Consider the following 14,217-nt stretch of genomic DNA (forward strand, 5'->3'; position numbering starts at 1 on the left):
CCGGTCTCAGTCGACGGCCTCGATGGTGACGTCGACCGTGCCGTCGTACTTCTTGAAGGCATCGGCCCCCGAGCCGATGTCGCCGAGGACGATGATGCCGGGGTCGGGGATGGACTGACCGTCGTGGTCATAGAAGACGGCGATGTCGGGACCGGGTGACCAGTAGGCGATGTTGCCGATCTCGTAGCTGGACCGCGGCTCGCCTCCTGCGGTGAGAGACCGGGGCAGGTGACCGTACTTCTCGCGCTTGAGCAGATCGTTCATCTGCAGCGTCAGCGGAAGCAGTGAGGCGAAGTCGCGTGCCGTCGCGTTGTCGTCGAGGGTTGCGTTGAGGACGGTTTCTCCGGCGGTCAGTCGGATTCTCATATGGGTTCTGCCCTCTGGGGTGTTGTTGGAGTGATCGTCGGCAGGACGACGACGTGCTTGCCCGGCGTGGTGCCGGACTCGACGTCGGCCTGGGCGGCACGGACCTGTTCCAGGCCGTGGTAGACCTTCGCGACCGGGACTTCGAGGCTCCCCGCGGCGATGGCCTGGAGCTGGCGGGCGAGGACGTCGGCCGGGAGGTCGGCGGCCTGACCGCCGTAGGACGTCAGCCGCACCCCGTTGGGGATCATGAACGGGGTGAAATCGGGGATCGTCCACTGGCCCGCCAGGGCTCCGGTGAAGCAGACCGTGCCGTGCCGGCGGACGGTGCGGAGGGTGTCGGCGAGGACCGAGCAGCCCACCAGCTCCAGTACGGCGTCGACACCCTCCGGCATCAGCTCGCGCACCTGTTCGGCGATCGTGCCGCTGTCGACGAGAGGATGGTCGACGCCCGCGGTCCGCAGTCCCCCGGCCCTCTCCGGGCTGCGGGTGGTGGACAGCACGGTGGCTCCGAGGTCCTTCGCGATCGTGGCCGCGCTCAGCCCGACCGTGGAGGTGCCGCCGCGGATCAGCAACGTCTGCCCGGCCTTGAGGTCCAGGCCGGTGGTCAGCGATCCGTAGGCGGTCTGGAACATCTCCGGCAGCGCACCGACGACCTCCCACGGCAGGCCGGTCTCGAACGGGATGACCTGCGCCGCGGGGACGGTCACGTACTGGGCGTACGCGCCGTCGTACGAGCGGCCCATGCCGCCCATCATCGTGGCCACCTGCTGTCCCGGCCGCAGTTCGCTGTCCTCGTCGGCCTCATCGACCACGCCGACGCCCTCGATGCCGGGCACACGCGGGTAGGTGACCACCGCGTCCGACTCGCCCTTGCGGGTGGTGACCTCGGACTCGTTGACGCCGAACGCCTTCACTCTGATCCGCACCCAGCCGGGCTTGCGTACGGGCACCGGCACATCCTTGATCTCCAGTGCGTCGAGGCCGCCGGGCCGGGTGACGACGACGGCCCGCATCGTCGCCGGTGCGGCGTCGACGGCTGCTGTCGGTTGGCTCATGTCGAGTTCCTTGCTCTGTTCGCCCCTTGGTGCGCTGCCCCGGATCGCCGGTGACCGTCAGGGGCGGGCGATGTTCCCGAACAGGTCGAGGACCGACTGGTAGCGGGCGCTGGGCTCGCAGGGAGGGTTGCCGACACTTCCCGAGGCGGGCCGGTCCGTGACGGCGGGCCACAGGCGGGTCTGCTCGCCGGTGACGAAGTCGAGGACGATGTCGCGGATACGCGTGTCACGGTCGGCCTGTTCAGGGCTGCGGCCCGGCTGTTCCCGGCCGACCAGGGCGTACATCTCGGTGCCGTGCACGGCGGGCGCACCCTCGGCGGGCCCGATCATGAGGAGATGGGCGTTGCCGCCCGCGGCGGCGTGGGCCAGAGCACCGCGAGCGGCGGGGAGCGTGAAAATGTAGTCCGTCAGGGACGCGGCGCGGACCTCGGCAGGGGTGCGGCCGCCCTGGTCGTAGGTACCGACGATCCTCCTGGCGCGGGAGCGGGGAATGCGCCACCCCGCGAATTCGTCGGTGACGCGGTCGACGGCGTGCGGGTCGAACCGGTCGAGGTCGTTCGCCACCCACCAGCCCATCTCGTCACTGGCCGTGCTCAGGAGGACGTCGATGTCCCGGTGCGAGCCCGAGGCCAGGACGTCCAGGGGGTGGGCGTGCAGCACCCCGCCGGGCTGTTCGGCGTCCAGGACGACGCCGAGGCTCTGGTTGTCCATCCCGCCACGGACTCCGAGATCCGTCGGACAGACCTTGCGCAGGGCGGCCACCAGGGAGGCCGCGTCGAGATCGATCAGCTTGTCGGGGTTGCCCGCGCCACCGAGTTCGGTGACGAACCGCTCGGCGAGCTCCTCGGCCCACCAGGCCGGGACGAGACGCGAGGGCGCGCCGGAGAACCCGGCCAGCCGCCGGTACAGACCGTCCGCGGAGGAGGCCCCGAGCAGCCCGAGGGTGGAGTAGGCGCCGGCGCTGTGGCCGAAGACGGTGACGTCGTCGGGGTCGCCACCGAAGTGGGCGATGTTCTGCTTGATCCAGGTGAGGGCGGCGATGACGTCCTGCAGGCCCAGGTTGCTGGCCTCGGCGAGCCGCCCGCCGTACTGCGAGAGCGAGAGCGCGCCCAGTGCGCCGAGCCGGTAGTTGACCGACACGCTCACCACGCGCCCCGACGCGGCGAGACCGGCGGCGTTCGAGGTGGTCTGCGTGTTCGCGCCGAACTCGAATCCGCCGCCGTGGATGTACACGGCCACCGGCAGCGTCTTCCCGGCCGGCTGCTCGGGGGCCCACACATTCAGGTTCAGACAGTCCTCGCCCGTCCCGCTGTCCGCTTCGAGCCAGTCGCCGCTGTCGGGCTGGACGGGGGCGACGCCCTTGCGGTCATAGGGGCGGTCCGGATCGAAATCCGCGACCACGGGGCGGCGGTAGCGCTCGGCGGTGGCGAACGGGATTCCCCACCAGGACCGCACCCCTGGTGCAGTCGGGGCCTTGGGCGCGGTCGCGGTCATGGCGTGAGATTCCTTCCGGTGCGGTCGGGGTTCTTCGCACGGTGTGTCGGCTACTGGTTGCTTGCAGTGACGCTCTCCCATCATTTCCTGTGACCCCACAGATCACCTGACAGACATCGGTCACCTGATGGTCACCAGGCGACACTTGTCTGCTCCTCCTCTTCTCCTGGCCCGTCGCCGGGCAGTCGAGGGTGATCTGAGGCCCTGCCGCCAGCGGGTTCCCTGGCTCGACACGCTGACTTGCCCAGGAAAGCCGGTGCAACTCGCGGGCCCGAGCATGCCCGCTGATCATGCTGCCAGAGGAAGCTCCTGCCGGAAGGATGGAGGGTTGACCCAGCGTCAAGGTCAAGGCACCCACTCCGACCACGGCATCCAGACCGCCGGCACCGATGTCCGGTCAAGCACTCTTGGTGACCAACAAAGCCCCTTCTCTCGCCAGCTATCGCGAACAAAGCCCGCCAAGTTGCGTGAGCCGAAGGCGCGCGACCAGCGAAGCCGCCCAGTCTCAATCGCCAACAACCGCGAACGGTCACAATCAAACATGTGCTCGACGACTGCCGCCTGACCTGGACCGCCTGCAGACCCTGCGGGTCTGGCACGCCCTGTGGCTGGAGCGCATCGACCACAAGATCGCCCACCCTTGGCAGCGGCAGGCGGAAGAGGAGCACGGCCGCCGCCACCGGCCCCGGCCCCCGGACTGGCTCGTCGAACTCGGCACCGCCACGGGCGAGCCGATCCCGGTCCACGACGGCGAGTGCGGCATGACCGGCCCGCGCCGAAACGCTTACCGAGCCAGGAACCTCGCGGTCTCCTGCGTCAAGGACGGCGGCAGATCGGTCAGCTCCGAGACGATCACACCCAGCTCCCGGCCGAGCTGGGACCACTCTTTCCAGACTGCTGGACTTCTCGTCAGAACGGCGGACAGCAGATCGCCCTCGTACATGTCGCCCTCGGCCATCGGGTCGTCCCGCAGCACCTCCAGCGCGAGCGGCAGAAGATAAGCAAGTCCCACGTCCTGCCCGATCAACAGACGCATGTCCTCGACGGTCAGCTCGCCGATCGGCCGACGCCGAAGGGCGTGCACCGTCGCAACAAGGCGACTTGCCTCAGCCGACGGGGTCGACCAACGGTCGCGCTCAAGCTCCTCCAGAGAGCGGTCACGGTCCACGAGTCGCGTCACCGGTCGATCGTCCCACGCCGCAGATCTCGAACGCGGTCTGGCATGCGCTCACCGCACGACCACGTCGGCGCTTCCAATGCGCAGATTCAGGCCGAGGTCCCGGTGAGCGCGCAGACCCGCCAGAGTGAGAGGCACGCGGTCAGGCTAGGCGAGACCGGGGATGGGTGACGCGTCACTGTGTGGGGCTCCGGTGTCCAGGAGCGACGTGCGCGGCGGTACGGAGAGCCCGCCGGTGAACCACCGTGGGTCGCCCGGGGCGGCCATGGGAACCCCCATCTCGCCGATGTGCTCGCGCGGCAACTCCCGGAGGACGACGTGCACATGACGCCGTTCCACGCCGAGCACGTCCTGGGTGACGCCGGTGAAACGGGTCAGCAGGGCCAGCAGCACTTCGGGGGAACGTCCGCGGGACAGCAGCGGGACGCTGTCCAGTACGTCGAGGGCCACCTGCGAGAGTTCGGCGATCAGCCGCCGGCAGGTCTGGACGTCGCGTCCGGCGGCGATGACGGCGTTGATGGAGGGCATGGGCTCACCATGAAGCCACCCGCGACCGCCCTCAGGAGCCACTTGTGCCGGTTGCCCGCGGAATTGGCTTCGAATACCGTGCCGGGCCATGAAGGACACCAAGGTCGCCGAGTGGCTCGACGGGTGGCAGTCCGCCCCGGAAGGCCCGATGCCCACGCCCGCCTCCATCGGGCCCTGGCCAAGCTGATCCACCGGAGAGCGATCGCGGTGAGGTACTGCCTGCCGAGCGGGTTCTGGCGGCTAAGTTGCGGGTCAGCCGGACGGTCGTGGCCCGCGCGTACCAGAGCCTGATGACGGACGGCCGAGCGGTGTCCCGCCGGGGCAGTGGCACCTGCGTAGCCGGAGCCCCGGCGGCTCCCAGGCGTGCGAACACCGGACTGAACTATCTGCTCAGCTCGCAGGGCGGCAAAATCGACCTCAACCAGGCAGGTTTCACCGAGGGCGACCCCCCGGTGTGGGAGCTGATGTCTATCGCACCCACCGAGGCCGCCCGGCTGATGCGGCACGCCACCGGCTACCTTCCCACCGGACTTCAGGAGCTGCGCGAGCGCCTGGCCACGTGGTACACGCGCCGCGGCGCACCGTCCCGGCCCAAACACTTCCTGACCACCAACGGTGCCCAGCAGGCGCTGAGCCTGCTCGCCCACCGGTTCACCACGCCCGCAAGGATCGTGATCGAGAACCCGACGTACGCGGGTGCCAGCCAGCTCCTTCGGCGGCTCGGCCACAACCTGTTACCCGTGGCGTGCGAGCAACCCCACGGCGTGCCGACGCAGGCACTGACGGCTGCCGCGCGGGAGCCGGGGGTGCGGGCCGTACTGGTCACGCCGCGCCAAGTGGGCACGTTTCAAGCCGACTTCGCGGGCGGCGATCTTCACAGATCGGGGCCGATTCGAGACGCCTCAATGGTCCCGAATCGAGTCACCGTAGCCAGTCGAGAGCGAGGGTGTCGTCGACGCAGCCCGCAGTGCATCAAGTTGAACACGGCCCGGCGCAGGCATCCGTGCCGCTTGTCTTCTCATGCTCCCTGCGCGTCAATGTGACCGACATCCGACACAACGCCAGGAGCCGAAGGTTCCACAAGAGGAGTGAGTCATGAGACGTACGAAGCGGAAGTTACGCGCCGCAGTGATCGCTGCTGCCTCCGCCGCACTGTTGGCCGGCACCGCGGCACTGGCCCCCGGAGCGGCTGCCGTGACGCCGATGCGGGCCACGGCCCGGTACGACTGCGGAACCATGGGGTCGACCACCGCCGAATTCACGGCCGCCCAGAACGGCACCGAGGCGACGATCACAGTCGAACTGCCGTCGATCACCGCCCCCGTCACGATCCCGCCCTACACCATCACCACCACCCTCGTGCTCTACGACACCACCACCGGGGAGCCGACCACCTTCACCGGAACTCTGTCCAACCCTCCCCTCCCTATGGGCAACCCGCTCAACTCCGGCGCGCTCAAGGGCACGGTCGAACCGGGCGACATCCTGGACACCGTCGGCGGCGTGAACGCACTGCGTTTCGTGATGCTCGGCATCACATTCGACTGCCGGGCGGCCACCCCGTTGTCCCCAGGCCCCTTCGCGTTTGTCTGAGCACCTCATCCCGGTTGCCGGGAGCCGAGTGCCGGGACGACCCGTGGGACACCCCTGCCCTGGGCTCGGGCGGTACTCGCGGGCCGCTGTCGTTCGTGGCAGCCGGTAGCCCTCCGGACGCCCGCCCCGGCCCGCCAGCCATCCCGGCACCGGCAGCAGACCCCGCACCGACGCCCACTCGGCATCGCTCCTCCATCCGCACCATCAAATGCGTTCCCTCGCCCAGGCAGACCTGAGGCTGGCTGACCCTCGAAGCCTTGCTGACTGCATCCGATCACGCGCGGGTACACGAATGCCGCATTGAGGGCCCTGCTGACCGGGCGTCCGTCTCGGCTGTCGACGTGGCCGATTTCTATTTGGTGGACAAGGACGGCGACTGCCTGCTGGCAGCGCAGGTCGCACGCGGATGCGGGCCTGTCAGGACGGGCGCGGCCCGGCGACAAGATCATTGAGCTGGGCGACCACCTCGAAGGAGGACGGCGGACGGCCCAGCAGGATCTCGAACGCCCTGGTCAGCTGCTCTATAGGTATCAAGTGCCGTGATTCCACGTACCGCTCACCGGTCACCGAACTCGCGGCCCCGTTGCAGGGAGATCACGAAGCCTGGGACGAGGACGTCCACCCGGGCCAGCCGCTCGAGATCCTTGAACTTGGCGCCGTTGTAGTGCAACACCTGGGTGAAGTCCTTTTCCAGCGTGCCGACGTCCACAGCGCCGGAGGATTTGAAGTACGGGGCGTCGGTGAAGTCCACCACCACGCGTACCGACTTCTGTTCGTCGGTTTCGCCCACCTTCTCCGGGTAGGAGCCCACCTTGTCGGTGATGCTGCTCCAGAATTCGGCCAACAGGCTCCCGTGGTCTTTCGGGGACTGCTTCCGGACGTGGTCGGCGACCTCCTTGGCCTTGCCGTAGTAGTCGGCAGAGGTAGCTTTTCCGTCGGCGGACGGGGTTGCCCCGACCGCGTAGTCCGGCTTCTTGCTTGAGTCGTTGAACGGCCATGGCAGCAACTGCTGGTGGCGGTCCTGCCACATCCGCTTCGCGCTGATGATCTCGTGGAGGTCGTTGTATGTCGTCGACGCCAGTTGGCTGGGGCCCAACACCTTGTTCGCCGTCGCGATCTCCTGATGCTTGGGGGTCTGGCACTTGAGGTACAGCGCGACCAGCGCCTGCTTCGCCTGCGCCGCGTCCTGGTCGGGAGCGAGCAGTGACTGTACGAAAACCCTGACCTCGGCCTCCGCGATCATGGCAAGCCTGTTGAACGCCTTGTTCTTCGGGCCGAGCAGACCGTTGCCCTCGACGAGTTCCTCGATCGCGGCGTGCCACTCGGGCGGTGGCCACTTGGGCCAGTCGGAGGAACGATCGGCGTGGTCGGAACTGGCGGAGGAGGAGCCGGCGTTGGCGGTGGCGGGAGCGTTGGAGGAGGAGCCGGATGACGAGGAGCCGGACGCCGGCGACCCCCACGGTGTGACCGTACGCTGCACCGGAGGGGCCAGCTGCTCGCCCTGCTGGGTCCGATGACCGCATGACGATCCGCAGGCATGCCGCTGCAGCTCCATCGGGCGGGCCACGGCGGCATTGCCGATGGTGCGTTGGAGGGCCAGGACCATCCGTGCGGTCAGCGGGCCCGTCGGATGGGACAGTGGGCCGGCCGTCTCCTGTAGGGCCTGCCGACCGCGAACGTACCGCTGTACGTCGGGCCCGTCCTCTGACTGCTGCTCATACCTGCGCACGAACGCCCCTTCCTCTTGGCGTGGCGATGATGGCGCGCCCGATAGATCTACGTCGTCACCAAAGGAGCGCGGAATGCCCATAGGGGTTCGGGCGGGGGCAGAGTCGTACGGCCTTGGGATAGGCCCCACCGGCGAAGTTCAGCGACGGCGGGAGCGTCACCAGGGTGCAGCGTGGCTCCAACGCTCAGATTCGGGGTCCGGCACAAGTTCCGTGAGCCGGTCACGCGTGTTCGCCTCAGGGGAATCCCTGGCTGACGAGCACCACCGGCCTGATCTGGACCACAGCGCCGGTGGCCCGGCCGGACGAGGAGGGGATCGCCGATCTCGAGTTCGATGTGCCTGAGGGCGATCTCACCTGGCGTCATATGGAGCTGCCGGCGCAGAGATCCCACAGCTTGCGTCCCCGTCCGTGGGTGATCTGGGGGACTTCGGATCAGGACGTGCATGTCGGCACTTTCGGCGGAGTGCTCTACCACTGGGACGGCGAGGTCTGGGCCCAGCACGATCCCGGTCTCAAGCGCCCCATCGGCTGTATCCGCGGACGGGCCTCCAACCACCATCCTGCATTTCGACGGAGAGCGGTCGCGTACGCTCAAGGACCCGGACGGTGCAGCCACCGAAAGACACACTCACCGGTATCGCGTTCCCCCCGGGCGGCGACGTGCTGATCAGCAGCAAGAGGGACGGCCGGCTGCTGCGTGGATCGGCGGAGCAGGGATTCGCCGTCATGGGCCGATATGGACTGTCTCTGATCGACATGGCACTGGTGGACGGCCGGCTGTTCCTCGCCGCGGCCAAGAGTGGCGCGGCGGAGTTGACCGCGGACGGCGTGTGGATCCTGCGCGACGACCTGCTGCCCTGGTCGGTCGCCGAGGGCCACGGGCGGGTCTACTTCACCATCACTCCCGGCGACGCCGCCTATGCCGAATTGAACCTTCGAGGAAGGCCAGGTCGACCAGGCCGGAGCCGTCTTCGAGGGTGACGAAGATGATCCGCTTCCCGGACGCAATGGGCGGCGTCTGGGTGGACGCGCGGACGCCGGCGACGAGGACCTGCTGACCGGGGCACAGGCGCTTCAGGCACCCGGTGGCCGAACATTCAGGGCTGGGCTCTGTCCGCACTCCTCAACAGGTCCGGGTCCCAGGCCGCTGCCGTCCGGAGTGCCATCCGACAGCAACTCCTCGCACTGCCCGCCCCGCTGTCTCCGGCACACTCGACGCCGAGCGGTTCGGCGCACGGCGGCCCGGTGGTGTCCTCACGGCTCTCGACCGGGGAGGCCTGGGCCGATCTCCCTGAGGCCCGGTGCAGTTCACTGGTGGCCTCGGCTGATGCGAACGCGGTGTTCCGCGATGACGGCGGGGCGAGGAGCCCAAGCCCACGGGCCCTGGGGGCCGCAATGACCAGGAGGGAGCTTCAAGCAACCCGCGCCCAGTGGAAGGCCCCGGTCTCATCCGATCAGACCGGGACTGAGGTACGCCAGCCGGGCTGGTAGGAGTCGCGGGCCATCGCCGAGTACGGGGTGGGGCTGACGATCGCACGGACGGCGAACTGCTCGTGCGGTTGCACCGTGGTCTTGCGGCTGCCGCCCCCGGGTTCGCCCCAGATCACGCGGACTTCGGCGCCGAGCGGAACATCCGGGTTGACGGTCGCCAGGGAGAGGGCCTTGCGCTCATTGGCACTGTAGCCGGTGAACATTGACAGCCCGACGGTGTTGCCGTCCGCGTCGACCACGGAGTCATAGCTGGACGATCCGTAGTTCGCGTTGGGCAGGTCGAAGAACTGGTAGCCCGGGCCCTTCGGGTCGACAGGGGAGGCGAGGAGCCCCGCGACGTCCTCGGCGTTCCAGGCCAGGGTGACCTTGCGCCGCTGCCCCCCGGGGTCGACGGCCTGCAGGGCGTCCCGGCCGATGAAGTCGTGGTCGAACTTCACGAAGGATCCGTAGCCGAGCTCCCAGGGGTTGAGGTAGTAGTCCTCGATCCGGTCCGAGACGAAACTGCCGGCCAGGGCGTTGGTGGCCTCGTAGCTGTCCGCGCCCAGCCACTCGCGGTACGGGCGGAGTTCGTCACCGGTGTAGACGGCCGGCAGAGGGGAGGGGATCCAGCCGGACTCGAGCGTGTTGCAGGAGTAGGCACGGGCACCGGCCGGTTCGAGTCCGAACTCGCGGCCGGCTTCGAGAATGGCGTCGCGTACCTTGTCGTAGGTCTCGTAGGGCCCCCAGATCTCCAGGCCCGGCGCGCCGGCCATGCCGTGCCGCAGCGTGCGGACCTGTTCTCCGGCGATGTTCATGTGGCCCATGCGGAAGAACCGGACCTGCTCGACCTGAGCACCGTTGACTTTCTCGATGACCTCCCATGCGCGGGGGCCCTGGATCTGAAAGCGCCACAGCTCCCGGGTCACCTGCTTGCCGTACGGGCGGGACGGCGATCGCTGGTCGAGGCGGAGGTCAACGTTGTATCCCTTGCCGGCCTGGTACGTCAGCCAGTTCGCGACGGGAGCGCGTCCGACGAATACGAACTCCTCCTCCGCTTCACGGAAGAGGATGCCGTCGCCGATGACGCCGCCGTCGGGTGAGACGGGGACGAACTGCTTGGCCGTGTTTATCCCAAAGTTCGCGACGCTGTTGATTCCGGTGTCGGAGATCAGCTTGAGAGCGTCCGGTCCGGAGATGAACAGGTTGACCATGTGGTGGCTCTGGTCGAACAGCACCGCGGCGTCCCGCCAGGCCGTCACTTCGCGCCGGAAGTTGGTGAATTCCATCGGGACGACCGGATAGATGTAGGCGCCGAGTTGTGAATTGCGGAGCAGCTCCACGCTGTTTCCGGCCTGGTCGATTACTTCCTGCAGGTTCTTCGCGCTCATCGGGTTCCGTTCTTGGTGCACGGTTGGGGCTTGACGTGTAGGGGCTTCAATGTCCGTACTGCTCGGCGCTGATGTATTCGACGCCGAGGTCGGCCAACTTGGCGCGCAGGCCGTAGCGGTCGAGGCCGAGTTCGCCGTTTCGGAAGGCCTGTCGCGCGGCGTCTTCCTTCTCGACGCGGGCCTGTGCCTTGTCGATTGCTTGATCGACGTGCTGGCGCGGTACGACCATCGCACCGTCGTCGTCGGCCAGGATGGTGTCGCCTGCGCGGATGATCTGGCCGCCGACAACGATCGGGACGTTGACTGAGCCGGCGGTCGCCTTGACCGTGCCTTGCGCGCTGACGGCAGCCGCCCACACCGGGAAGCCCATGGCGTCGAGTTCGGCTACGTCACGTACACCGGCCTCGGTGATCAGGCCGCGAACACCGCGGAGCTGCAAGGCGGTGGCGAACAGCTCGCCGAACATGCCGTCTGTGCTCGGCGAGGTGGTGGTGACGACGAGAACGTCCCCAGGCCTGCACTGCTCGACGGCGGCGTGGATCATCAGGTTGTCTCCGGGCCAGCAGAGAACGGTGACCGCGGTGCCGCCGATGCGGGAGCCGAAATGCACCGGGCGTATCCGAGGGCCGAGGAAACCGGTGCGCCCGACAGCCTCGTGCACGGTCGCGACGCCGTACTGCGCGAGCTTGTCGACCTTCTCGATCGGCGCCCGTGGCGGGTCGGTGACGATGACCGCCCTCATGCCAGCTCCCCGGTGACCTGCGGGTAGAGCCGTACATAGGCCTCACCCATGGTGTTGTGCGGCAGGCCGAGGTTGGGGCCGGCGTTGCGCTTCACCTGCACCCCGCGGCGCTTGGCCAGATCCGTGTAGTAGTCCCACATGTGCTGCTGAGCAGGCAGGCATTCCATGGCCTTGCGCTTGGTTTCGAAGACCGCGGTGATGTCCAGCAGCACGTTGGGCTTGAAGTCGCACTGTTCCGGCTGGTGGGGTTCGAAGAAGAAGACCGGAGGAGCGCCGAGGGGCTCACCGGGCGCGTCGTAGCCAATGGCCTGGGCCAGCACGCGTGCCTGCAGGGCCATCCGCGCCGCCGCGGGGTGGTCGCCGTTGTAGGGGTCGGCCAACGGGTGGGTGAGCACGACGGACGGGTTCACCTCGCGGTAGATCCGCACGATGCGGTCCACCAGTTCGTCGGACTCCCGCAACGGATAGTCACCGGCATCGAGAAACTCGATGTCGGCCCCCAGCACGGCCGCCGCGCTCTCGGCCTCGCCCCGCCGGATGGACTTGATCTCTTCCAGCGTTTTGCCCTCGCGCCAGGCCTTGGCCGATTCGCCCCGCTCTCCGAAGCTCAGGCACAGGACCTTCGCCCGCTGACCTCTGCTGGTCGCCAGGGCAATCGCCCCCGCGGCACGCCAGACGAAGTCACCCGCGTGGGCGCTGACCACTAGTAGGGAGCTCATTCCGGCATCTCCTCGATCGTTGTTGACGCTCACTGGGGACACTAGGAGTCGGCGGCGTTGTGCATCAGGTCCGGGAGTCCGATCTGCGCTACGTCATTTGACTCGACCATGCCTGGCTGATTGACGCCACGAGAGCCGACATCGGACCGCTATTGACCGCTCCTGTGGCGCCATAAAGTGAGCCGAATGAGATTCCGCGAAACCGATTTGATGACCATTCGCCGCGACATGGAGCGCTGTCCCGTGGCGAATTTCCCCTCTCCTGTAACGGACTTCGTGACCGCGGTGGCACTGCAGTTCTTCCCAGGCGCGAAATTGGACTGCGCGGTTACCGAAACAAGCTTCGGGGGATTGCTCGACGCCACTGAGACCGTGGCGCGGAACTGCCGCATCGCACTCCTGAACGCTGTCGATCTCGATCGCACCGCCGTACTCGGCGAGACGTCGCCCCGGATCGCCGTGCGGGAAGCCGGGACCGCGGCGGCCGGCGAAGGGACAGTGACGTCCTGATGCGGTCACCGAACGCATGGGGCCGGTTCGACGACCTGCGCGCCGGAACCGGCCGCCGTTTCCCGGGTACGGCCTGTCACCTCAAGGCCACCCGGCCCGAGCACGTCCCGGACGTACTGGCCGAGGTCGAGTACGCCACCAGCAAAGGATGGTGGGCATTCGGGTTCGTCGCCTATGAGGCCGCCGCCGGGCTCGATGCCTCGCTGGCGGTACACGAACCCCCCGACGGTCTCCCTCCGGCCTGGTTCGGAATTTCCCAGGAGCCGGAAACGGTGCCCGTGATCGCCCGGCCCACGCATCGCGCCTACCAGGTGGGCGAGTGGCGATGTGGCTGGACGCCGGACGAACATCGCCGGAAGGTCGAGACCGTTCGCGCTCTCATAGCGGCGGGCGAGACGTACCAGTGCAACCTCACGACCCGGATGACCGCGGAAGCAGACGGCGACCTTCTCCAGCTGTACGCGGATCTCGCACACGCACAGGGCGGCGCCTACAACTCCTACCTCGACACCGGCCGGTTCGTGATCGCCGGCGCGAGCCCTGAACTGTTCTTCGAAACACGCGGCGAGCGGCTGCTCATGAGGCCGATGAAGGGCACCGCGCGACGAGGAAGCTCGGAGGCCGAGGACCGCGAGATCGTGGCACGCCTGAGGTCGAGTGAGAAGGAACGCGCCGAGAACATCATGATCGTCGACCTCGTGCGGAACGACGTGTCGAAACTCGCGGTCAGCGGAGGAGTGTCCGTCCCCGCGCTGTGCCGGGCCGAGCGATACGAGACCGTGCACCAGCTCACCTCCGACGTCACCGCGCGGCTGCGGCCGGATGTCGGGCTTGTCGACATGTTCCGTGCGCTGTTCCCGTGCGGGTCGGTCACCGGCGCACCCAAGCAGCGCACCATGGAGATCATCCGGAGCCTCGAACCGACGCCACGTGGTGTCTACTGTGGCGCGGTAGGCGTGGTCGCCCCTTCAGGCGCACGCGTTCGCGCACGGTTCAACGTAGCGATCCGCACACTGGTCGTCGATCGTGGACAGGGCCGTGCGACATACGGCACCGGCGGTGGCATCACCTGGGACTCCAGGGCTGACGCCGAGTACACGGAGCTGCAGGCCAAGGCCGCGGTGCTGACCGCATCCTCCCCGCAGGGACGGTAGGGCGGGCGGCCCGCCCACATTGGTCATTTGTCGCGGGCAAGTAGGTCTCGATGCCCGACGAAACGCGATGCGCCTTCGGCTCTACTGAATACGGCGGATTCGCCGCCGTCCACTTCGGTCCGCCGAGCAGCCGGGCACCGAGGTGACGGCGCTGTGGGGGCAGGAGCCCGATTCCGCCGAGGCGAGCGCCCGAACGGCAGCGCCCGGTCGCCTCACGAGCCACGCTCCCGCACCGGGTGTTCAGGATGTCCGCGACTCCTACCGCAGGTCCTGCGTCACCCACACTCGCCC

Annotated in this window: 15 protein-coding genes and 1 pseudogene; 5 read left to right on the plus strand and 11 right to left on the minus strand. The window is 68.1% G+C overall.

What is annotated here, in order from left to right; genetic code table 11:
• Nucleotides 1–6: 6 nt before the first annotated feature.
• The 5 genes from ACFPIH_RS42195 to ACFPIH_RS42215 form a co-directional block, all read right to left on the minus strand.
• Nucleotides 7–366 (minus strand): cyclophilin-like fold protein, encoded by a 360-nt coding sequence (locus tag ACFPIH_RS42195; RefSeq protein ID WP_381183310.1) that lies wholly within the window; start codon nt 364–366, stop codon nt 7–9.
• The gene (locus tag ACFPIH_RS42200) at nt 363–1,421 is read right to left on the minus strand and encodes an alcohol dehydrogenase catalytic domain-containing protein (protein WP_381183312.1); all 1,059 of its coding nucleotides are present in this window, start codon (nt 1,419–1,421) and stop codon (nt 363–365) included. Before ACFPIH_RS42200 ends, ACFPIH_RS42195 begins: the two co-directional genes overlap by 4 nt.
• A gap of 57 nt (nt 1,422–1,478) precedes the next feature.
• Entirely contained in the window at nt 1,479–2,915 is a 1,437-nt protein-coding gene (locus ACFPIH_RS42205) for a carboxylesterase family protein (RefSeq protein WP_381183314.1), read from the minus strand.
• A 784-nt stretch (nt 2,916–3,699) separates the two neighbouring features.
• Nucleotides 3,700–4,095, minus strand: coding sequence for a contact-dependent growth inhibition system immunity protein (locus ACFPIH_RS42210; protein ID WP_381183316.1), 396 nt, complete (start codon nt 4,093–4,095; stop codon nt 3,700–3,702).
• A 144-nt stretch (nt 4,096–4,239) separates the two neighbouring features.
• Nucleotides 4,240–4,620, minus strand: coding sequence for a tautomerase family protein (locus tag ACFPIH_RS42215; RefSeq protein ID WP_381183318.1), 381 nt, complete (start codon nt 4,618–4,620; stop codon nt 4,240–4,242).
• Between the two features lie 215 nt (nt 4,621–4,835).
• Here ACFPIH_RS42215 and ACFPIH_RS42220 point away from each other — a divergent pair, with 215 nt between their 5' ends.
• Together ACFPIH_RS42220 and ACFPIH_RS42225 are read left to right on the plus strand one after the other, a co-directional pair.
• A complete protein-coding gene (locus tag ACFPIH_RS42220) occupies nt 4,836–5,663 on the plus strand; it encodes an aminotransferase class I/II-fold pyridoxal phosphate-dependent enzyme (protein ID WP_381183513.1) in 828 nt (275 codons plus the stop codon).
• Between the two features lie 52 nt (nt 5,664–5,715).
• Entirely contained in the window at nt 5,716–6,213 is a 498-nt protein-coding gene (locus ACFPIH_RS42225; RefSeq protein ID WP_381183319.1) for a hypothetical protein, read from the plus strand.
• Nucleotides 6,214–6,630: 417 nt separating this feature from the next.
• Here the strand turns inward: ACFPIH_RS42225 and ACFPIH_RS42230 are convergent, their stop codons facing one another.
• Together ACFPIH_RS42230 and ACFPIH_RS42235 are read right to left on the minus strand one after the other, a co-directional pair.
• Complete coding sequence (locus tag ACFPIH_RS42230; RefSeq protein ID WP_381183321.1) at nt 6,631–6,762, minus strand: hypothetical protein; 132 nt, start codon at nt 6,760–6,762, stop codon at nt 6,631–6,633.
• A gap of 7 nt (nt 6,763–6,769) precedes the next feature.
• A complete protein-coding gene (locus tag ACFPIH_RS42235; protein WP_381183323.1) occupies nt 6,770–7,942 on the minus strand; it encodes a hypothetical protein in 1,173 nt (390 codons plus the stop codon).
• A gap of 607 nt (nt 7,943–8,549) precedes the next feature.
• Here ACFPIH_RS42235 and ACFPIH_RS42240 point away from each other — a divergent pair.
• Complete coding sequence (locus ACFPIH_RS42240; protein WP_381183522.1) at nt 8,550–8,924, plus strand: hypothetical protein; 375 nt, start codon at nt 8,550–8,552, stop codon at nt 8,922–8,924.
• On the opposite strand, the pseudogene ACFPIH_RS56545 reads toward ACFPIH_RS42240, so the two are convergent.
• The 4 genes and pseudogenes from ACFPIH_RS56545 to ACFPIH_RS42255 all read right to left on the minus strand — a co-directional run.
• Nucleotides 8,872–9,021 (minus strand): annotated as a pseudogene (locus ACFPIH_RS56545) (OB-fold nucleic acid binding domain-containing protein); the annotation flags it as partial. The gene ACFPIH_RS42240 and the pseudogene ACFPIH_RS56545 sit on opposite strands and share 53 nt — an antisense overlap.
• A 376-nt stretch (nt 9,022–9,397) precedes the next feature.
• On the minus strand, nt 9,398–10,801 hold the full coding sequence (gene ligM / locus ACFPIH_RS42245) for a vanillate/3-O-methylgallate O-demethylase (protein ID WP_381183325.1): 1,404 nt from the start codon (nt 10,799–10,801) through the stop codon (nt 9,398–9,400).
• Between the two features lie 46 nt (nt 10,802–10,847).
• Nucleotides 10,848–11,543 (minus strand): 4-carboxy-4-hydroxy-2-oxoadipate aldolase/oxaloacetate decarboxylase, encoded by a 696-nt coding sequence (locus ACFPIH_RS42250; protein WP_381183327.1) that lies wholly within the window; start codon nt 11,541–11,543, stop codon nt 10,848–10,850.
• Nucleotides 11,540–12,262, minus strand: coding sequence for a PIG-L deacetylase family protein (locus ACFPIH_RS42255; RefSeq protein WP_381183329.1), 723 nt, complete (start codon nt 12,260–12,262; stop codon nt 11,540–11,542). The genes ACFPIH_RS42250 and ACFPIH_RS42255 overlap by 4 nt, the downstream gene beginning before the upstream one ends.
• Nucleotides 12,263–12,448: 186 nt before the next feature.
• On the opposite strand from ACFPIH_RS42255, the gene ACFPIH_RS42260 reads away from it, so the two are divergent.
• Nucleotides 12,449–12,772: a hypothetical protein gene (locus tag ACFPIH_RS42260; RefSeq protein ID WP_381183331.1), complete on the plus strand. Its 324-nt coding sequence runs from the start codon at nt 12,449–12,451 to the stop codon at nt 12,770–12,772.
• Complete coding sequence (gene pabB, locus ACFPIH_RS42265; RefSeq protein ID WP_381183333.1) at nt 12,772–13,926, plus strand: aminodeoxychorismate synthase component I; 1,155 nt, start codon at nt 12,772–12,774, stop codon at nt 13,924–13,926. The genes ACFPIH_RS42260 and pabB overlap by 1 nt, the downstream gene beginning before the upstream one ends.
• Nucleotides 13,927–14,217: the final 291 nt, after the last annotated feature.

The sequence above is a fragment of the Streptomyces vulcanius genome, from assembly GCF_042653945.1.
Classification (GTDB): domain Bacteria; phylum Actinomycetota; class Actinomycetes; order Streptomycetales; family Streptomycetaceae; genus Streptomyces; species Streptomyces mangrovi.

What these genes read in the sequence shown, in the direction of transcription:
- ACFPIH_RS42255 (WP_381183329.1), bottom strand. Translation starts at nt 12,262, where the DNA reads ATGAGCTCCCTACTAGTGGTCAGCGCCCACGCGGGTGACTTCGTCTGG.
- ligM (WP_381183325.1), bottom strand. Translation starts at nt 10,801, where the DNA reads ATGAGCGCGAAGAACCTGCAGGAAGTAATCGACCAGGCCGGAAACAGC.
- ACFPIH_RS42225 (WP_381183319.1), top strand. Translation starts at nt 5,716, where the DNA reads ATGAGACGTACGAAGCGGAAGTTACGCGCCGCAGTGATCGCTGCTGCC.
- ACFPIH_RS42250 (WP_381183327.1), bottom strand. Translation starts at nt 11,543, where the DNA reads ATGAGGGCGGTCATCGTCACCGACCCGCCACGGGCGCCGATCGAGAAG.
- ACFPIH_RS42195 (WP_381183310.1), bottom strand. Translation starts at nt 366, where the DNA reads ATGAGAATCCGACTGACCGCCGGAGAAACCGTCCTCAACGCAACCCTC.
- ACFPIH_RS42205 (WP_381183314.1), bottom strand. Translation starts at nt 2,915, where the DNA reads ATGACCGCGACCGCGCCCAAGGCCCCGACTGCACCAGGGGTGCGGTCC.
- ACFPIH_RS42200 (WP_381183312.1), bottom strand. Translation starts at nt 1,421, where the DNA reads ATGAGCCAACCGACAGCAGCCGTCGACGCCGCACCGGCGACGATGCGG.
- ACFPIH_RS42215 (WP_381183318.1), bottom strand. Translation starts at nt 4,620, where the DNA reads ATGCCCTCCATCAACGCCGTCATCGCCGCCGGACGCGACGTCCAGACC.
- ACFPIH_RS42260 (WP_381183331.1), top strand. Translation starts at nt 12,449, where the DNA reads ATGAGATTCCGCGAAACCGATTTGATGACCATTCGCCGCGACATGGAG.
- pabB (WP_381183333.1), top strand. Translation starts at nt 12,772, where the DNA reads ATGCGGTCACCGAACGCATGGGGCCGGTTCGACGACCTGCGCGCCGGA.